Origin of the sequence: Pseudomonas deceptionensis, assembly GCF_900106095.1 — a bacterium.
Classification (GTDB): Bacteria; Pseudomonadota; Gammaproteobacteria; order Pseudomonadales; family Pseudomonadaceae; genus Aquipseudomonas; species Aquipseudomonas deceptionensis.
In genome coordinates this window covers 3239089-3259724 of record NZ_FNUD01000002.1, presented here as the reverse complement: position 1 = coordinate 3259724, position 20636 = coordinate 3239089, and the positions used below count along the sequence as shown (strand labels likewise).

Sequence of the window (20636 nt, the reverse complement as noted above, 5' to 3'; positions counted from 1 at the left end):
CTACAGACAGCTCCTGCGGGGGCTGTCTGTCAAACCGGCGCAATCTCATCGCGCTCACGCTGCGACAAGCGAGTCAGTAACGCCCGCCGTTCGATTTTCCTCCTCTCAGCCATGGCTTCTATTTCGCGATTGTAGGCGCCACCCAGTTCCGGGTGTTGATCCTGCAGGGCTTCAGCCTCCAACTCATATCGCTGCTCAGCCAGCAAGAATTCTGAGGCGTATTTACGCTGCAGATAGCTCACCCAGTAATCCTGACTGATCAGTTGCTCCATCAAGAGCGGTGATTTTTCTGCCGTAAGCACCTTGATGTAAGCCTCCTCTATATCGTGATCAGTCACGCCAGAAGCGTTTCTGAACAGCATCTGCGTCGGCTGCCTGGGCAAATCCAGGCGTTTGGCCAAACCGATGCGATAGGCCAGACGGATTTCGGCCGGGTCACGTTGAGGGTGCAGGCTGATGGCGCCACGCGCGATCTCTTCCACCTGGCCCAATCGGAACAGGCTGGTGGCCAACTTGAGCAATACCGGGCCTTCTTCGCCAGGAACGACTGACCTGAGGGCGTTGAACTCATGTACCTTCACTTCAAGATCGCTGAACAACAGAATTCGCCCGTCCCCGCAGGTCATGGGCGAGCGGGCGATGATAAACAAGTCTTTGCGTAGCGTTGAATCCATCTCGCCCGCTTCGAGCACACTCCATACCCGGCGGGCAAGATCGGCCTTGTCCTGGATGAAGTCACGGCTGTGTTTCAACTGCGCCAGCAAGTGAAAGAGGCCTTCGCTTCCCTCTTCGGCGCGCAGCGCATCCCAGATCCCGTGCCTTGGCGAGTCCTGTGGGATATTTTCAAACCAGCGCTTCTTTTGTTCCTCCTGCGGCTCCGCGCTTGGATGAACCAGGTCTTCATCCGACTCATCGGAAGAGCCCGCAGCTGCACCCTCCTCCATCAATGCGCTTTCAATATCTTCACGGTCGTAACCAAGGCTATTTCCCGAAAGGTCCAAATAGTCCCTCAACTCGGAATACCCTGTGTTCGTCAGCAGATTATCGGTCAGATCGGTGCTGGCCATCAGCTCGTCGTTGTGACCGTCAAAGAGTTCAACGGGGATGTATTCAATCTGGTTATTGCTCAGATTCAAGTTCCTGAGCGTTGGCGTATTGAGCACCCGTGTAGGCCAGCGCGAGAGGTTATTGCCTCTCAAAAACAGGGTTTGCAGCTGGTTGAAACCCGTCAGGTCAAAGCTGTCCAACCTGTTGTAATTCAGATCAAGCCACTCCAGTCGTGCCAGCGACTGCAGCTGGTGCTGCAAACGCCCGGCATCGTTGAGCTGGTTGTAACAGGCCTCAAGCCGGGTCAGGTTGTCCAATGACCCGACGGCATCGGGCAAGTGGCTCAGGGTATTGTTATTGAGCCGCAGGGTTTCCAGCCCGGGAAACCCGCTGATAAAAGCGCTGGAGCCTTCGGCACTCAGCCTTACCCCGTTCAGGTTCAGTGTTGTGACATGGGCCAGCGGCTGGGCCAGTTGCGGCAGATCGCCAAGGCAAAGATCCGAGAAATCAAGGTCATGGATAGCTTCTTGCGCCTGGGTTGCGGCAGCTCCCAACGTATGACGCCAGGACTGAACAATCCGATCTGCTGCCCGCCTGCGGTCAACAGCGCTCACCCAGCGCCCACCTTCCCTGTAGCTGGGCATGTCTATCCAGCGATTGAGCCGCAAAATCAAGTCATCATGCTGGCGGCTCCACTCACCCAGACGGGCATCGATTTCCAGCGCGTCCAAACCTTGGCCACGCAATTGCTCGATACACTCAACCGCCTCGACCAGCGTTAAATCGGGGTTTAACCGTTGCAGCAAAGCGGCCGGAGTCACGGGTGAATGACTGCTCTCAGACACCTGGCGCCCGGGCAACAACAACTCGGGATTATCCGAAACCTCTTCGGGGAAAAACTCGGGGGTGGCCCCGGTTCGGCCTGTAGCCAGTAGATACGGGCTGATATCACACACACTCTGGCCCCCAGTACGCTGTGAGTAAGCGAGCAATTGGGCACAGCTTGAAGGGGTCAATCGGCATCCGCGCAGTTGCGTACCCGACATCAGGTCTTCATGCCCCTGCAAAGCGCCCTCAGGGATATCGCTGATGGCGCTGCGACTCATATTCAATCGACGCAACTGTGGCAGTTGCAAGGCGCCTACGGGCCATTGCTTTATGCCGCTGAGGCTGAGGTCAAGAGACTCAAGCCGGGTCAGCGCGCTGACATCCAGTTCTGTGACACGATTACCCGACAAACTCAACGTTTTCAGTTCGCTCAAGCGATCCAGCAGCCCCTGCATCGAGGGCGTAACTGTCAGTTCGTTAAAGGTCAGGTCCAAGTCAGTGATCTGAACGAGGCGTCTTAGCACATTCGGCAGTGAAGTCAGACCGTTACGACTGAGGTTCAACACTTGAACATTGGCAAACGAACCCAGAAATCGATCAAGCACCTCCAGAGGCATGCCCAGGTTATTCAGATCCAGATGCTGCACATGGGCAAACCCGTGTTCGGGCAACACGGGCAAATCATGCAGCCGACCTCCCGACAGATCCAGATGCCCGGCATGTGAAGCTTGCCGCCACGAAGGGCCCGGGCTGACAGCATCGAACCCCAGCCGACGGGAAATACCGAGACTCCAGCAGTGTTGAATTTTGTCTACCACTTGCCGGCGAAAGAACACATCGGCGTTCAACAGCCTGTTGTTCTGCCAGGTATCCAGCGCCGCGTTGAGTGCCCGGGACTCTTCATGGAATGCATTTACGCGCGCAAACAAGTCAGTCATCCCCTGCTCCCTCAGGGTGAACTGAGCCACAACCCTGTCGGCAAACGGCTGGTTGTGAGGGATAAAACGCTTCAGACAGCCTTGGCAGTAACCGGCTATCCACTGTTCCATATCCATCAAGTGCCCCGGATGACCCTGCAGGTACTCATAGGCTCGCTTGACCGCCGGAGGATCGATTTTTGACCAATCCAGTCGCAACCCTCGCCACAAACGCGGGTGCCCCGAAAACAGTTGTTCGGGCAATGACTCAATCAGCGAGCCGGACAGGTCGAGGACTTCCAGATGTTCAAGCGCTGAAAGCCCAAGGGGCCACTCCTCCAGAGGGCCGCAAAGGCGCAAGGCACGCAGTTGCGGCCAGCCACTGACGTCCAGTGCCCCCACGTGCCCCGTCAGCGATAATCGCTCGATCTGCGACAGCGATTGCAGTCGATTGATAAATGGCTGCGTGAACCCCTGCCAGCCCGCATCCAGGGACAACTCCTTGATTTCGGGCAATAAGCTCAAACCATCGGCCACCCGTATCTGGTCTGACGAGTGGATGTTCATTTCAAGGCGCTGCACGCCGCTAAATCGCTTCACAAAGCCCATGTGCGGATCACTCAGCATCAAGCCAGTGTCCAGTTTTAATGTCCTGACATGCGAAAAGTCTGCTTCCAGTACGGGGTAATCGCTGACCCACCCAAGGTCAAATTCAAGGTTGAGGTAAGAAGAAGGCTCACCGTTGCGCAGCAACCCTTCCCGCCAACACGCTACAAGCCTGTCACTAGCATGCTGGCGCATCCTCTGGCTGAACGTGTCTCTGGTGCCATCGACCCACTGCTGCAGCGCGGTGCGCAACGTATCCAGCTCGCGCTGTTGGGTCGTCAGGAAGTGATAAACCTGCTGATCGGACTGGCCTTCATTCAGGCGTCTGCGTATGTAATGGCTGGCCTGCTCGTCGGTCATGTTGGGATAGACCACGCGCATCCGCGACATCAGTGAGGAATCAACTTCCAGCACCTCGCCTCTGCCAGACAACGGGTAGCCGATCTGGCCATTGAGCTTTTGCAGCCTTGGGCTGGACCGGGGAACGCGCAGTTTTAAAGCGCGGGCCATCTCACGGCGATGGGAGGTCGCGTATCGCGCCACTGCCTGGGGCAGTTCGGCGCCTGAAATACCCGGCAATTGCGCGCGACAGTGTACTGCCAATTGTTCACTGTCCAGGGACGCCAGACTCTGGCGGTACAGGCCCGCCAACGCGCGGTTCAAACGACCTTGCTGGGCCAGGGTGCGGGCCAGATCATCGATTTTACCCGGCACCTGTCGGGTCTCGTGCAAGGGTGTCGGGGCATGTGGCCCGAACTGTTCAAGCACTTCCCGGGCCGCCCGTTCTGAGAGCATGGGATGCCTGCGACGAAGCAAATCGACATCGGCGTTTGGCTGCAAGCCGTCCTGCACACGCTCAAGCCCGAACTGTTCCAGGGTATCCATCAACAATGCAGGCACTGGCAGGCCATCGACATGAATTTTGCGCAGCTCATCGTCGGAGATGCCGCTCACATCGCCAATCTGGGCCAGGGTCTGGTCATCGAACGCCAGGGTATCGTGACCCAGCCTGCGCAGCAGCGTCTCGCGCGACCATTGCAAGGGCTGTTCATGATTATGCCGCCAGGCCCCGCCATCATTGTGTTTGAGTAGCGGTTGCCAGGCCGTGCTGTCCGTTGGGTGTTTGATCCGCCAGGCTTTGAGTGCGGGATCGAATGTCTGCTCGTAGACGTGCCGGTCGATCCGCACCCAGGTTTTGCCGTCGACCAGGTACTGCCCCAGCGCATTGGGCTTAACCTGCGGACCGAACGACACATCGCATTGATAAGGCACAAGGTCCGGTTTCCAGAGTCGGGTTTGCGCATTGGGCAGCACGATGTGTGTGAGTTGGTCGACCCATTTGCTCAGCTTTGCCGTTGGGATTTTCCCGATCCCATAACCTGCGCCGCCGATCGCACCAGCCAGCGCCACATTGACGGCAACGGACTGCAAATGCGCCCAGGCGCCATCCACATCGCCAACACTCCATGATTCGATACCGTGATAGATCTCCATCCCCATTTGCAGGGCCATCACCGCCATCATGACCTCGCCCACACCGGGAATGAAAAACGCAGCAACATTGACCGCGTCCATCCCCAAACCCAGCCAGTAATCAAGACGCTGCTGCAGCAACTTGCTGTCGGCATCGGCCGTTGGCACCGCGAGCAACCGGGCATTGGCCTTGAGCCGCTCAAGATGCAGGCCATACAACGCCGTAAACAGCTCGCCGGGGCGGGACTCGATATAGGCTTGAGCCAGTTTGAGGTCCACCTCATCAACATAAACCGGCGCTTCTTTTCCCCTTGGGTCTGGTGCCTTGCTGTAAAGCTGATGGTTCAGCCGCAAAACAAATGCCTGGGCATCCCCTTGGGGCACCAGCTTGGCGAACAACTGTTGGTAGGCCGGGGACCGCAGGTTCATGCCCAACTCATACTGGAACGCTTCCAGCGACGGGTATTCCTTGAGTGGATACAGGGGGGCGCCTGGGATCCAGACCACCAAGCGTTCCATGTCGGGTTTTTTCATGACGGGCATCTGGACCCCGAAGTCGGTGTCCACCCACTCCGTCACCGGTAGCGTTGAGCGATACGGCCCAATGATCAACACCTGATCCAGGGTAAATCCATACAGTTGCAGTTGGCTGAAGACCACCGGCTTTGCGTCAAGCCTGGGGCTTGGGTCGCCATTGAGCACTGCACGTACCATGTAAAAAGCAGGTGCAGAGACATGCTTTTGCATGAACGCCGCGTGCAAGTGGACTCCCAGCAGTGCTTTTTGCGCCTCCTGCAGGTGGTGGCGCACTCTGGATGCCCTGGCTGGCGCATCGAACACCTCGCTTAGATGGTCCTGATACTGCTGCCCCAAATCCAGGGCCCGGCAAATCTGCGAAAAGACCTCGGGGGTCATGGCTAGCCTTTCACGATAACTAAAACCGGGCACAGGTGTGAGGTTGTCCAGCTCTTGCTCGAACATGCTGACGATAGGTTTGAGTCCATGCACCAACGCATCGCCGATTTGGAGGGCAATGTCAGGAGCCGGTTCAGGCGTCCAAATATCAAGTGGCAAAGAGCCTTCAGGCGCCAGGGCGCTGACCTGACCGTTGACCGGCAATGAAAACGCTTCATTGCCTTCAAAGTTCATGAGCGCCGCTTGCAACAGGCTTTGATGTTGCACGGGCTGGTTGCGCCGAAGATAGAACAGCCGGTTCTTGTTGACATCCATGCCCTGGCCAGCAGCGCTGTGACTGTGCAGGGCCTCCTTGAGCCGGGGCTCGGCAAATTGGGTGATCCCTTGCAGATCCCCGAGGATTTTGGCCAGAGCCGTATTAGCCAGACGACTGCGTACCTGACTGGCAATCAGGGCCTGGCGTAACCACAGTGGGGCGTTGGTAAACCACACGGGCGGTTCATCCTGCGACACCAACCCCGGTTTAAGACGTTTGATATCAGCCACATGACTGTGTTTGATCCAGCCTGGCAGCTTGCCTTTTATAAATGCAGCATGTGGTCCCAACCCGTTGCGTATGTACGAACCTTCCATAGCGTATGTCTTCCTGAAACTCGTTTGAATGAGCTTCACTAAAACGAAAGGCTGAGCACTGTGGGCATTAGATATGTACTGGCTGGCGAAATACCCGCTCATTGGTATGGGTATTAGCTACGCTAAGTTAAGCATCCCCCCTGGATAGCCGAGGGCCCTATGGACGATCCTGCCCAAAATAAGCCACCCACCTTCTGGCAAGTGCTGCACAGCGTGATGGCCGCCGCATTTGGCGTACAAAGCGCAAAAAACCGGAAACGCGACTTTACCCACGGCAAACCCAGCCAGTTCTTGCTGCTGGGCTTGCTGTTTACCGGGGTATTTGCGTTGACCCTGTTCGGGATCGTCAAGTTGGTGCTGCATCTGGCGGGGGTATAGATGACGGCTATCAGCAAGCTGTTCTGTAGCCGCTGACGAGGATCGAAGGCTTTACGACTGCTGCACAGCCGGTCGCAACCTCGCTTCGCTCCTCAGCGGCTACACGCTCGCAGGAGTCTGGACAGGTTGTTGGAGTGCTACTGGTGACTGACCCAGAACACGGCGGTGGATACCACCAGGATAATCATGAAAAAAATGGCCCATGCATCGACCTTGCTGTCGCTTTTACGCACTTTGACTGGAGTACTCATCGCATCGCCTCTTTTGTATTTTTATGGGTGATTGCTTGAAGACATACTGAGTAAAGTCCAGCAATGCCCTTCTCACAAGTAAGGGATTGAGAATCAACCGCTTATAGTCGTTTTGGTTCTTTGCATATGCTTAAACATCACTTTTGCGCATAACTACAAACTGGTATCGTGCCCCGCTCCGTGGGGAGTGCGCGGCCGTGCGCGCAGATAAGCTGTTAGCAGCCTGAGAACAGGACCTATATGTACGTATATGACGAGTACGATCAGCGGATCATCGAGGACCGCGTAAAGCAGTTCCGGGATCAGACCCGACGCTATCTGGCAGGTGAGCTGAGCGAAGAAGAGTTCCGCCCCCTGCGCCTGCAAAATGGCCTTTATGTTCAACGCTTTGCCCCGATGCTGCGGGTTGCGGTGCCTTATGGCCAACTGACTTCGCGCCAGGCGCGAATGATGGCCAAGATCGCTCGCGACTACGACAAGGGCTACGCCCACATCAGTACCCGCCAGAACGTGCAATTCAACTGGCCCGCACTGGAAGATATTCCGGACATCCTGGAAGAACTGGCAACCGTGCAGATGCACGCCATTCAGACCAGCGGCAACTGCCTGCGCAACGTCACCACCGACCAGTTCGCCGGTGTCGCTGCTGATGAGCTGATCGACTCGCGCCCCTGGTGTGAAATCGTGCGTCAATGGACCACGTTCCACCCGGAGTTCGCCTACCTGCCACGCAAATTCAAAATCGCGATCAATGGCTCGGCTTCCGACCGTGCGGCCATTGAAGTGCATGACATTGGCCTTGAGCCGGTGTTCAACGAAGCCGGCGAGCTCGGTTTCCGCGTACTTGTAGGTGGCGGCCTGGGCCGTACACCGGTAATCGGCGCATTCATCAATGAATTCCTGCCGTGGCCAGACTTGCTGAGCTACCTCGAAGCCATCCTGCGGGTTTACAACCGCTATGGCCGTCGCGACAACAAGTACAAGGCGCGGATCAAGATTCTGGTCAAGGCACTCACGCCTGAAGTGTTCGCCGAGCGTGTCGAAGCCGAAATGGCTCACCTGCGCGGCGGCTCAAACACGCTGACCGAAGCCGAAGTGCAACGTATCGCCAAGCACTTCGTGGATCCGGACTACAAAGACCTGCCTGACTTCGGCGCTGAACTGGCCGAACTCGACAAGCAGCACCCGGGCTTCGCCCGTTGGCGTACCCGCAATACCCTGGCCCACAAAAAGCCGGGCTATGTCGCTGTCACCCTGTCGCTGAAGCCTACCGGCGTCGCACCGGGGGATGTGACCGACAAGCAGTGGGACGCCATTGCCGAAATGGCCGATCGCTACAGCTTTGGCCAACTGCGTACGTCCCACGAACAGAACATCATCCTGGCCGACGTGGAAGAAAACCTGCTGTTCGCCATGTGGGGCGAGTTGCGCGAGAACGGTTTCGCCACACCGAACATTGGCTTGCTGACCGACATGATCTGCTGCCCGGGCGGCGACTTCTGCTCGCTGGCCAACGCCAAATCGATCCCGATTGCCGAGTCGATCCAACGCCGCTTTGAAGACCTGGACTACCTGTTCGACATCGGTGAGCTGGACCTGAACATCTCCGGTTGCATGAACGCCTGTGGTCACCACCACGTCGGTCACATCGGGATCCTGGGTGTCGACAAAAAAGGCGCCGAGTTCTATCAGGTGTCTTTGGGTGGCAGCGCCAGCCGTGATGCCAGCCTGGGCAAGATCCTGGGCCCTTCGTTCGCCCAGGACGCCATGCCGGACGTGATTGAAAAGCTGATCGACGTGTATGTTGAAAAACGTACCGAAGACGAGCGTTTCATCGACACCTACCAACGTATCGGCATCGAGCCTTTCAAGGAGCGCGTCTATGCAGCGAATAATTAAGAACAACGAAGTCATCGACGAAACCTGGCACTTGCTGCCCAAGGAAACCACCTTCGACGAAATCTCCAACTGCGACGACCTGATCGTCCCGTTGGTGATGTGGCGCGAGCACGGCCATGCACTCAAGGCCCGTGATGGCGGCCTGGGTGTGTGGCTGGACAGCGATGAAGAAGCCGAAGAGCTAGGCGAAGACGTGGCGCACTTTCAGGTAATTGCCCTGAACTTCCCTGCCTTCACCGATGGTCGCAGCTACTCCAATGCACGCTTGCTGCGTGACCGTTATGGTTACAAAGGCGAATTGCGCGCCATTGGCGATGTGCTGCGCGACCAGCTGTTCTATCTGCATCGCTGCGGTTTCGACGCGTTCGCCATTCGTGCCGACAAAGACCCGTACGAAGCACTGCAAGGCTTGAAGGATTTTTCGGTGACCTACCAGTCCTCGACCGACGAGCCGATGCCGCTGTTCCGCCGGCGCTGATCCCATGAAGGGGCCTGAGCCTTGCGAGGCTCAGGCCCCTCTCATTGATTGACCGGTGCCCAGCGGGTGTTCCTGAAGTTCCTGGCGGGTCAGCTGTGTGACCACCAGGACTCTGGTCTTTCCCCGTGCATCGCCCAGCTCATTGGACTGCGCGACATAGTCGTTGCTCGACATGCTTTCGCGGGCCATGTAAAGAACGTCCATGCGCTCATCCAGAGGCTGGTCGGAATCAGTGAACGCCTCGGGGTATTTTTTCTCCAGGAACGCGATCCAAAAATCTCTTTTTTCTATCGAAACCGTCATGGGCTCCAGCTTGTCCTCTGCAAGCACATAGGCTCTGGCGATTTCAAGCTCAGCCGGGGTCACCCGGGCAATCCTTTCAAAACGCATGCTCTTGGGCCTAGCCGGCAAATTCAGGTCATGGGCCAATTTAACCTGATAGAACATCTGCACCTGCAACGGATCAAGTTCGGCGATCTGGCTTCTGACCCCTGCCGGACTTACCAGTTCAGCCAGACTCAATGCTTCAGGTGTGCCCAGCCGATAGGCCACTCCTTGCTGCTCCACCGCATCCAGACTGCTCAAGGGGGCAGACGCAAAAGGCGGGACGACCTCATCCACCAGTTCTTGCAACTGGCGTACATAGTCAAGTTGTTGGAGCTGAATCGCGGCCAAGCGCGTCTCGATAACGGTATTCACATGTTTGTTCAGCAATTCGATATGGAATAAACCGTGGGCCAGCTTCAACAGGCTCTCTTCGGTGTTAACTTCGGTTTGCGCAATAAAAACCTGATGTTGCAACTCCATATCGGCAAAAATCATCGCAATCCCGTCGCTACAGGTCTGAGGATCCGAGGCAATGCCAAAAACCCGTTCGCGCAATTCCTGGTGATCGTGCATCGCACTGATCAAGGTCCAGATCCGCTGAGTCAAGTCTTCTCGCTGCTGTAAAAATTGCGCAGAGGTGGTCATGTCTTCCAGTACCCGGAAAAAATCGGCTGATCCCCCGGAACGGAGTAAATCGCTCCAAAGGGCTTGTTGTTCATGGGTGGGTAAAGCTGACCAAGGGCTGATACCCCGCGGTGGAACAGCATGCTGACGCTGTAAATCAATACCCAAGTCGATGCCGTGTTCGCGGTGATAGATCTGCAGGCGACGTTGCGAGTCGGCATTCAGCGGGTTGTCGTGCAAGGACGTTACCCGGTTGAGAGCGACTCGGTCAGCAACCAGCACTTCACGCGGGATATGGCTGATGGCGTTATCGCGCAGATCAAGGGTCTGCAACTGAGCAAGGTGCTCAACCCCATCCGGCCATTGCGTTATGCCTGTATAGCGCAACAACAAGTGCTTGAGCTCACGCATTGGCCACACCTGCACACGTCTGCCCAGCATATTGCCGGTGAGATTCAACGATTTGAGCTTGGTCAGGCCCGATAAAATGGCCACTGCCTGATCGTTCAGGACAATCTGGTTACCTTGCAGGTTAAGATCGCGCAGTTGTGGCATCTGCGCGATTGAAACCGGCAGTTCGGCCAAGTGACTACTTTTGAGGGACAAAATCCGCAGATTGCGAAACTGGTAGAGAAAACCCGAGGGAAATTTAGCGTTGGATGAATTGGCCAGATGCAATGCGCTTATATGACCAAAATCTGCCGATAACGCCGGGAGGCTATCCACCGGCCAGGCTTTAAGATCCAGTTCATACCCAGTGTGACCTTCAATCTGGACACTGGGCGTCTGCCTGCGCCAGGCACGAATCAACGCCTGACTCATTGCCCGCTTGACCTCTTTTGCCAGCAAGCTGCGCGGCCCATTGTAAGGCTGGGTCCAGACGCTTGAGCCAACCCACTCTTCAAGGTCGCTGCACAAGGCAGTGAGTTCAGCTTTGAGGTTTACCAGCGCACGGCTCATGAGTGCAACAGGCATTTTAAGCCGGTATAAGAACTGTCCGGCTTGCACCTCGCTCATTAACGGGTAAAGCTCGACAACAAGGTTCTTTAGCCGGCTGGGCTCGGATGCTGGCAAAATACGCCCGGAACGGCCGCCCAAGGTGTAACCCTGCCGGCCATCGGCCAGGCGCAGAGGTGATTTAAACCAGGGTTTTATGCTGTACATGCCGAGTTGTTTTGCGACCCTGGAGCGCTGTTGCGCAGCCAGGCTGGCAACTTTTAAGCGCAGGTCGTTACCCGGGTCAATACCCCTCAACCCAATGGCTGAACGTTCAGTAGGGGTCAAGGCTTTGAGCACACAACTCAATAAATCAGGGCTGCGGTAAACCTCCCCGGTTGAGCCATGAAACTCGTAGATATCTGCATCTTTAAAAATCTCGCGCCGATAGACCGTGCCACTACCCAGAGGCTCAAATATCTGCCGCGTAGTTTTATCAAGCAACAAAAAAACCGTATTGTCGGGCCACCCTTGCAGATCCGGCAGTGTTTTCCAGGCGACAAGAGTGCTGTCAGCGCTGCCCAGCGCCTTATGAAACCCTCCTTCAATCGAGCGGTTCACGCGCAATGTCTGTACGTAGCTGCGAGCCTCCTCCAGCACGACCAGCGGCAGGGTCCCGGTGGCTGTCAACTGCACCTTTTGCTCTGCTGTCATCTGATCAAGCAACTCTTCGACCACGGCCACCGGCAAGCTGGGAAACTGGCGCTTAAGGTTGGCCGTGTCAGCTGTTACCACCTCTGAAGCGTTATACAGCCGATCAAGCAGTGGCCCCTTGGTGCTTTGGGCATGCTCACCCAATTTGCGCGTCAGGACAGGTAGCTGCTGCTCAAGCCCTGGCAGCCCCTCACCCAGCAGCACCTCGATCTGCTGCGATGACAAACCCTCAAGGGTGACCTTGAGCAAATCCCCGTTGTTGATTTGCCCTTGCGCCAGTTGCAGCCTGGAGTGCAGCGACGCCAGCTCAACCCCGTATTCCTTGTAATTCACACCCTCTGCATCAACAACACGCAACACCTTTTCTTGTGGCCATCCCGGCAAGCGGGTCAATAGTTCCAGCTGCAAGTCCGCCTGTTCAACCGTTCCGGTATTACCCTGCTTCATGTGCGTAATAAAGGTCTCGATCCTTTCACTCAGGCGCACACGCTTGAGACTGTCGAGCAGCAAAGGCGGCGGCGGCAGGTTATCCATCAGCAATCGGCGCAACACCGCCACGGATGTGTTGGATGCCGCCAGCACCTGATCAACGCCAGCATCCGTGATTGCTTCGGCCTGGTGTCCAAGGCGGCGGAACAGTTGCAGCGCAGAGCCGTGCAGCAGATTGTCCCACTCGCAAACCCACATCCCGCGTTCGTTATGAAACATGCGGGGCGTGTAAGCATCGGGATCTGTGGGATGCCGCAGATGACAGCGGCCCTTGTCCGACTCGATGCTGACCTCAAACACCCGGCCCTCCAACTTGATAAAGGACTGATTGTCGACCCTGTACAGCCCTTGTTCATCAGGGACCAGGCCCGCAAGAGAGACATGCTTGAACTCATAAGGTGCAAGGTCCGGCTTGCACAAGCGGCTATGCCCCTTTACCAACTTGACCGGCAGCAGGGCATCAACCACCGGCTCGGGCTGCAGCGCTCTGGCGGCAGCCCCGGTACTAGCGAACAAGGCAATGTTTTGCACGATATCAAACAGATGCTCAAGGGCTGCGGCGCGGTCGTTGTGTTGCCAGGCTTTTATGCCCTCATACACTTCAACACCTAACTGCAGCACACTGCTTGCCAGCAGGATCTGACCCAAAACCGGAACAAACCCCAGCGCCAATCCCAGTAAACTTATCCCTGCATTCAGGTACATGGCCTGGCGCTCCAGACGGCTTCGGGTGTCTTCATCCTCCGTGGGCACTACTAATTGTCGGGCGTCGTCTTTTATCTGTGCCAAGTGCAATAGCCACGCCACTTCGAACGGATCGCCCGACTGCGGCTTGTGCCCGGTCTGCCTCAACAGTTCAGGTTCATTAATGATGGGCGGGCGCCGCAGCAAGAGCGAGTCCCAGGTCATCTGTTTGATATTGGTGCGTCGGATAAATTCGGCGCGATGACGCAGCGGGACCCGCTGCACGAAATAGTCGCAAAAGAGCGAAGCCTTTAACCATTCCCACAGTTGAACCTTAAACTGTTCAAACGTCTCGAATTGGTAAAATGATCGTTGCGGCCCATCCGGCAAATACACAACACACGATTGGCGCTGTTGTACCGGTTCTCGTTCCGGCCAAAATATTATTATCCCGGGCACTTCAAAGCCAAGAATTTCAAACGTGCTGTGTACCGGATTAATAATATCTGACCGGTTGACAGGCGATATCAGCAAATTAATCATGAGTGCGTAATTCAGGGGCGTTACTTCAGACTTCATATAAGCGATGTGCAATGCCGAGGCGAACTCCTGGCGTTTGTTCATACTGAACGCCGCTTTAATTCTGTAGGTTTCAGAACGTGGGTCATCCACTGGCCATTGCTCATTGAGGGGTGAAAACACCCTGTCCAGATGCGACTGGTACTGCGAGCCCAGATTTAACTCGCGGCAAACTTCAGCAAACTTTTCCGGCGTAAGTCCGGTATGGGGTAGTTGCTGATTACCTCTGACCGCGTAAATCGTGGAGCCTGAAGCAAAGCCTGCGGCCTGGGTCTGAGACAGTTGAAAGTTTTGCATCGCCGCTTGCAACAGGCTGTGCCGGTTAATACTGGCCACCAAATTGAGCTCCAGTGACTGCGGCACCAGCACCTCGGGAAGCAACTGCCGGATCAGTGAGTCGACCAACCTCAATTGCTGATTGGCAATGAAGATCACGATATTGCTCAACAGATGAACTTCCTTGATGCCGCTGGTTTTAGGATTAACATCCGAATGACCGTGGGCGGCCAGTTCCTGCACCAGTAACGGCTCGGCAAACTGCTCAATCGGGGTGATTTTTGCCAATATTTCCGACACGACCAATTGTGCTTCACGGGCGTGTTTCATACTGTCGCGCAAGGCTTGACGCAAATAAGCCGGCGCCGTCACAAACCAGTACGGTAACAAGGATGCTATATAATCCTCATGTTTGTTTTCTGCCAGCAGATTACCAAACGCTGCAGAGCGTTCGATAACCGCCAGCTCGCTCACGGACACAGGGGGCAAGGAAAGAGTTGTCATCATGAAAGTCCAGGTCATTAGTCAATGCTCAAGCTTATACGCAACCTTGCTTGTGACACTGTTAATTACCTGATCAACTACTGTGATATACGCACTAAAGATTGAGACTAAACAGTATATAACTACCGCTCTTGATGCAAAGTCCACCCTCCCTGCTTAATTGTTTTTTCCTGTAAGAGCGGTCTCATTACAACGCTCTGCCACGACATGAGCTGTCGGGGCAGAGTACAGCCTTTTACCAGAAGCGCTGCTGGGTCAAACGACTCCACAGCGAGTCAACCACCCGCTCTGCCGAAGTGCTGGCCGCCAGCCCCACGCGCTCTTGCAAACTTTTACGCTGGGCATAGTGCAAGTGATAGAGCTGGGCATTTTTGGCCCGCTCGGACAAATACTCGTCGCTGGTTTTAAGTTCATCGACCAACTGTATTTCAACCGCCGCCACACCCAACCAGACTTCACCGGTCGCCACTTCATCAATCGCCAGTTGCGGACGGTACTTGGCCACGAAGTTTTTGAACAACTGATGGGTAATGTCCAGGTCCTGCTGAAACTTCTCACGGCCTTTTTCGGTGTTTTCACCAAACACTGTCAGCGTGCGTTTGTACTCACCTGCGGTCAGGACTTCGTAGTCGATATCGTGTTTTTTCAGCAGTCGATTGACGTTGGGCAACTGCGCCACGACGCCGATGGAGCCCAGAATCGCAAAGGGCGCACTGATAATTTTCTGCCCGATGCACGCCATCATATAGCCGCCACTGGCCGCGACCTTGTCGATGCAGATGGTCAGCGGGATGCCCGCCTGGCGAATACGCGCCAGTTGCGACGACGCCAGGCCATAGCTGTGCACCATGCCGCCGCCGCTTTCCAGTCGCACGACCACTTCGTCAGTCGGCTTTGCCAGAGTCAGCAACGCGGTGATTTCGTGACGCAGGCTTTCAGTGGCAGAGGCCTTGATGTCACCTACAAAGTCCAGGACAAAGACCCGCGGCTTTTCATCCGGTTGTTTTTTCAGCTTTTTTTCAGTTTTAGCGCTTTGCTTGTGCAGTGCCTTAAGCTCGCTCTTGGACAATAGGGACTGCTCCAGACGCTCGCGCAGGCCTTTGTAAAACTCATTGAGTTTGATGACCTGCAATTGCCCGGTCGCACGACGCCCTTTGCCACGCAATGCCGCAAGGGTCACCAGGACCACCACAATGGCGACCACCAGAGTCACGGTTTTAGCCAAAAAACTGGCGTACTCGGCAAGAAATTCCACAGCCTCTCCTTAAAACGTCTGCAACCCCCAGGTCAGGGCTGCTCAATGACAACCAGCATACCGGCGCCAACCGGGGCCTGCCACCCGGGAAATACCTTGCCTTCGGACGTCAGAAGGAATTCAAACAAGCGTATGTTTTTTCATTGACAGCCACTTGCCATCCTCCTAACCTCGCCTGACTTTGAACGCACCGGGATGACGCGCACGTGGGCAGCATCTATTTAATCAGACATGGCCAGGCCTCCTTCGGAGCAGACGACTACGACGTGCTGTCGCCGCTGGGCGTCAGACAGGCGCAAGTCGTGGGTCAGCATCTGGTTGATCTGGACCTGCGCTTTGATCGCTGCGTGTCGGGCGAGCTGTTGCGTCAGCAAGACACCGCACGCCATGCCCTGGCGCAATTCAGCGCTGTGGGGCTGCCCGTACCGGCCCTGGAAACTGACGCTGCGTTCGACGAGTTCGATGCGTTCGCCGTACTGGGCGCCCTGCTACCGGGCCTGCTGCCGGACGAACCCGATGCCATTGCCGCCATGCACAATGCTGCCCACAACCCGGCGGAGTTCCAGCGCATCTTTGAGCTGATCATCGCCCGCTGGCTCAGCGGCACCTATGACACCCCACAGCTGGAAACCTGGCTGGGCTTTGTCGAACGGGTCCAGGCGGGCCTGAACCGCCTCCTCGACCTGGCGCGTAACCAGCAGACCATCGCCGTGTTCACCTCCGGCGGCACCATCACTGCCCTGCTCCACATCCTGACCCAGATTCCAGCCAGCGATGCCTTCAAGCTGACCTGGCACATTGCTAACACCTCGCTCAGCCTGCTCAAGTTCCAAGGCCGCGAGGTCTCCCTGGCTTCCTTCAACAGTCATGTGCATTTGCAACTGTTGAAGACGCCGTCACTCATCACTTATCGTTGAGCGTCGGCAACCGCGGCCTTCGGGCCGCCGTAACCCACCACAAAAGGATCGAACCATGACTTCTGTAGCTGATGCCGTTCAAGCAATGAAAGCCAAATTCAACCCAGCCGCTGCTGCTGGCCTGGACCTGGTTTTCGGTTTTCGCATTGATGACGACAAAAACTTCTCGCTGATCGTCAAAGACAGCACCTGCGAACTGAAGGAAGGCGAAAACCCGGACGCTCAAGTGACTCTGGTCATGGACGGCGAAACACTGGAAGGCATCGTCAGCGGCGAAACCGACGGCATGCAAGCGTTCATGGGCGGCAAACTGCGCGCTGAAGGCGACATGATGCTGGCCATGAAGCTGAGCGAACTGTTCCCGGCTTAAGCCACACGCGTCACAAAAAACCGGAGCCCACGCACTTCGGTTTTTTTTCGTCTGTGCTTCACTCAAAGGCTATCAAGCACGCTGATTACCCACTAACACCCCTACCTATTAAGGCCGTGCTTGCCTTGTCGATACTGCGTCAGCCCATTAGATTGGCGAATGTTGTCAGGCCTAAAATATAAGCAGAAGAGATAGACATGGCGCTTACCGACTCGTCCACCCGCATCCGCTCTGGCGAAGAACTCGACGCCGGCCACATTGATCCCTGGCTCAAGGCCCATATCCCCGGACTCACCGGGCAACCCGAGATCAGCCAGTTCCCTGGCGGCGCGTCGAACCTGACCTACCTGATCCAATACCCCGGCGTTGAGCTGGTACTGCGCCGCCCGCCGTTTGGCCACAAGGCCAAGTCGGCCCACGACATGGGCCGCGAGTTCCGCATCCTCAATCAGCTCAAGGATGCCTTCCCCTACTGCCCGAAAGCCTACGCCCACTGCACCGACGAGTCCGTGATCGGCAGCGATTTTTATGTCATGGAGCGGCTCAAGGGCATCATCCTGCGCGCCGATCTGCCGCCAGAGCTGGGCCTCACCCCCGACCACGCGCGCACCCTGTGCCAAAGTTTTATCGACAAGCTGGTGGAGCTGCACAAGGTTGATTACACCGCCTGCGGCCTGAGCGACCTGGGCAAGCCCGACGGCTATGTGCAACGCCAGATCGGCGGCTGGTGCGAGCGCTACGAAAAAGCCCTGACCCCGGACGCACCGCGCTGGGAAGCGGTCAGGGACTGGCTAAAAGCCAATATGCCCGCAGACCACCCCACCCCCGCCATCGTTCACAACGACTACCGCTTGGACAACGTGATCCTCGCCTCACAGAATCCGATGCAGATCATCGGCGTACTGGACTGGGAGCTGACCACCCTGGGCGACCCGCTTATGGACCTGGGCAACACCCTCGCCTACTGGATTGAAGCCGACGACCCGGCCCCGGTGCAGTTGATGCGCCGCCAGCCAAGCCATGCGCCCGGCATGTTGACCCGTCGCGAATTCGTCGACTACTACGCCGAACGTTCAGGGATTCAGATAGATAATTACGACTTTTACTACACTTATGGCCTGTTCCGTCTGGCCGGTATCGTTCAGCAAATCTACTACCGCTACTACCACGGCCAGACCCAGGACAAACGCTTTGCTCAATTTGTACAGATGAACGCCCTGCTTGAGCAGATGAGTCTCAAGGTCATCGCCCCCAAAACCCGCGCTCGCTAAGGAATCCGCATGTCCAGGACTCAACTGTTCGACCTCGATGGCAAAATCGCCTTTGTTTCCGGTGCCAGCCGCGGTATCGGCGAGGCCATCGCCAAACTGCTGGCCCAGCAAGGCGCCCATGTGATTGTGTCCAGCCGCAAGCTCGAAGGCTGCCAGCCGGTGGCCGACGCGATCATCGCCGACGGCGGCAAAGCCACCGCCATCGCCTGCCATATCGGCGAAATGGAGCAGATCACCCAGACCTTCGCGAGGATTCGCCAGGACTTCGGGCGCATCGACATTCTGGTCAACAACGCCGCGACCAACCCGCAGTTCTGCAATGTGCTGGACACCGACCCGGGGGCCTTCCAGAAAACCGTAGACGTGAATATTCGCGGTTACTTCTTTATGTCGGTTGAGGCCGGCAAGCTGATGCGTGAGCACGGGGGTGGCAGCATCATCAACGTGGCTTCGATCAACGGCGTATCACCCGGCGTGTTCCAGGGCGTGTACTCCATGACCAAAGCCGCGGTGATCAACATGACCAAGGTGTTTGCCAAGGAATGTGCGGCCTTCGGCATCCGCTGCAACGCCCTGCTGCCGGGGCTGACCGATACCCGATTCGCCTCGGCGCTGGTCAGCAATGACGCCATCCTCAAGACCGCACTGCAGCAGATCCCGCTCAAACGCGTGGCCGCCCCCAGCGAGATGGCCGGTGCCGTGCTGTATCTGGCCAGCGATGCGTCGAGCTACACCACCGGTGTGTCGTTGAACGTGGATGGCGGTTTTTTGTCGTAGCCCAAAAGCACTGAATCCGAAACCAACCCGGCCAGCCCCTTCTCCCTCGGGAGAGGGTTGGGGGGAAGGCACAAAGACCTCAATAAATTTTAATTTCCACTTATTGCAATTACAGAATATTTATTCCATTAATAGACCTTCTGAAAATAATAATTCAAAGGGTTCAGGCTATGCGTCGTCTTGGAATTGGTTTGATTGGCACCGGCTTTATGGGCCGGGCCCATGCACTGGCATTTCGTAACGTCAGCGCAGCGTTTGAACTGCCGGTGCAGTTGCACCTCGCCGCACTGGCCGATGCCGACGCCGAACGCGCCCGGCATTGCGCCAGCGCCTGGGGTTTTGAGCGCGCCCATGGCGACTGGCAGCAACTGATCGCCGATCCCGGCGTCGACCTGATCGCCATCACCACACCCAACCACTTGCACTTCCCCATGGCCATGGCCGCCATTGCGGCGGGCAAAGCCGTGTACTGCGAAAAGCCGCTGGCGGTCAGCCTGGAGCAGGCCGATGAGATGCGCCTGGCGGCAAAGGCTGCGGGGGTGGTTACGCGGGTGGGTTACAACTACCAACACAACCCGATGCTGGTACTGGCGCGCGAGATGATTGAACGGGGCGAATTGGGCCGCCTGATCAGCTTTCAGGGCGAGTTCAGCGAAGACTTCATGGCCGACCCGGCCTTGCCCTGGTCATGGCGCTGCGAACCGAGCCACGCCGGTGGCGCGCTGGCGGACCTGGGCAGTCACTTGCTGGCGATGGCGCGGTATCTGGTGGGTGACATTGAAGCCGTATGTGCCGACAGCCAGACCGTCCACCCGCAACGCCCGGCCAGCCACCACAACAGCGAACTGCGCAGCATCCTGGTCGACGACCAGACCCACGCCCTGCTGCGGTTCAGCAATGGCGCACGCGGCACCTTCAGCAGCAGTTGGCTCAAGCACGGTTACAAAAACCACCTGAGTTTTGAAATCAGCGGCACCCTCGGCACCCTGAAATTCGATCAAGAGCGCCTCAATGAGCTGCAACTGTGCAAACACGGCCAAGGGGGATTCGAGCGACTGCTGGCCGGGCCCGCGTTGCCCGGGTATGCCGCGTTCAGCCCGGCGGCAGGTCATCAGCTGGGGTACAACGAACTCAAGACCCTGGAAGTGCACGCCGTGATCCAGGCCTGCGCCGGCCATCCCGCCCCCGGCCCCGACTTTGAAGAAGCCTGGCAAGTAGAGCGCCTGGCCGCCGCCATTCGCGTGGCAGCGCAGGAGCAGCGTTGGGTCGCGCTTTAAAGCGCTCGTACTGTAATTACATGGACTCGCCCAAGCCGAGGCGTTCATACCCCACGGTGGCATTCTTAAGAAACCAACGACAGCGAGGGCGAGTCCCTGAAAAAGAATACGACGAGAGTTCAGACCCAACCAGCCGGTTTTTCGGCGCTCGAGCCAGTCTCGGTAGATCTTGCAAAGAGAGTCTTTCAAGTGGCCGTGGATCATTCATCAG

The 20636-nt window shown here is 56.8% G+C and carries 11 protein-coding genes; 8 read left to right on the top strand and 3 right to left on the bottom strand.

The annotated features are described in order from the left end of the window. Window positions 1-29: 29 nt before the first annotated feature. Window positions 30-6419 (bottom strand): NEL-type E3 ubiquitin ligase domain-containing protein, encoded by a 6390-nt coding sequence (locus BLW11_RS14940; RefSeq protein WP_048358028.1) that lies wholly within the window; start codon window positions 6417-6419, stop codon window positions 30-32. A gap of 159 nt (window positions 6420-6578) precedes the next feature. On the opposite strand from BLW11_RS14940, the gene BLW11_RS14935 reads away from it, so the two are divergent. From BLW11_RS14935 to BLW11_RS14925, 3 genes are all read left to right on the top strand, one after another. Continuing rightward, a complete protein-coding gene (locus tag BLW11_RS14935) occupies window positions 6579-6797 on the top strand; it encodes a DUF2970 domain-containing protein (protein WP_048358029.1) in 219 nt (72 codons plus the stop codon). Between the two features lie 491 nt (window positions 6798-7288). After that, entirely contained in the window at window positions 7289-8947 is a 1659-nt protein-coding gene (locus BLW11_RS14930) for a nitrite/sulfite reductase (RefSeq protein ID WP_048358030.1), read from the top strand. Continuing rightward, window positions 8931-9425 (top strand): DUF934 domain-containing protein, encoded by a 495-nt coding sequence (locus tag BLW11_RS14925; RefSeq protein ID WP_048358031.1) that lies wholly within the window; start codon window positions 8931-8933, stop codon window positions 9423-9425. The genes BLW11_RS14930 and BLW11_RS14925 overlap by 17 nt, the downstream gene beginning before the upstream one ends. 30 nt (window positions 9426-9455) lie before the next feature. On the opposite strand, the gene BLW11_RS14920 is transcribed toward BLW11_RS14925, so the two are convergent. Continuing rightward, window positions 9456-14576, bottom strand: a complete 5121-nt coding sequence (locus tag BLW11_RS14920) for an NEL-type E3 ubiquitin ligase domain-containing protein (protein WP_241486097.1) — start codon at window positions 14574-14576, stop codon at window positions 9456-9458. A gap of 217 nt (window positions 14577-14793) precedes the next feature. Beyond that, the gene (gene sohB / locus BLW11_RS14915) at window positions 14794-15813 is read right to left on the bottom strand and encodes a protease SohB (RefSeq protein WP_048358032.1); all 1020 of its coding nucleotides are present in this window, start codon (window positions 15811-15813) and stop codon (window positions 14794-14796) included. 206 nt (window positions 15814-16019) lie between these two features. Between sohB and BLW11_RS14910 the strand changes: the two genes are divergently transcribed. The 5 genes from BLW11_RS14910 to BLW11_RS14890 all read left to right on the top strand — a co-directional run bounded on the left by BLW11_RS14910 (window position 16020) and on the right by BLW11_RS14890 (window position 20425). Continuing rightward, complete coding sequence (locus BLW11_RS14910; protein WP_048358033.1) at window positions 16020-16730, top strand: histidine phosphatase family protein; 711 nt, start codon at window positions 16020-16022, stop codon at window positions 16728-16730. Between the two features lie 55 nt (window positions 16731-16785). Then, complete coding sequence (locus BLW11_RS14905; RefSeq protein WP_048358034.1) at window positions 16786-17100, top strand: SCP2 sterol-binding domain-containing protein; 315 nt, start codon at window positions 16786-16788, stop codon at window positions 17098-17100. A gap of 197 nt (window positions 17101-17297) precedes the next feature. Continuing rightward, the gene (locus BLW11_RS14900) at window positions 17298-18371 is read left to right on the top strand and encodes a phosphotransferase family protein (protein WP_048358035.1); all 1074 of its coding nucleotides are present in this window, start codon (window positions 17298-17300) and stop codon (window positions 18369-18371) included. A gap of 9 nt (window positions 18372-18380) precedes the next feature. Next, on the top strand, window positions 18381-19148 hold the full coding sequence (locus BLW11_RS14895; protein WP_048358036.1) for an SDR family oxidoreductase: 768 nt from the start codon (window positions 18381-18383) through the stop codon (window positions 19146-19148). A gap of 170 nt (window positions 19149-19318) precedes the next feature. Further along, window positions 19319-20425, top strand: a complete 1107-nt coding sequence (locus tag BLW11_RS14890; protein ID WP_048358037.1) for a Gfo/Idh/MocA family protein — start codon at window positions 19319-19321, stop codon at window positions 20423-20425. The last annotated feature ends 211 nt before the right edge of the window (window positions 20426-20636 follow it).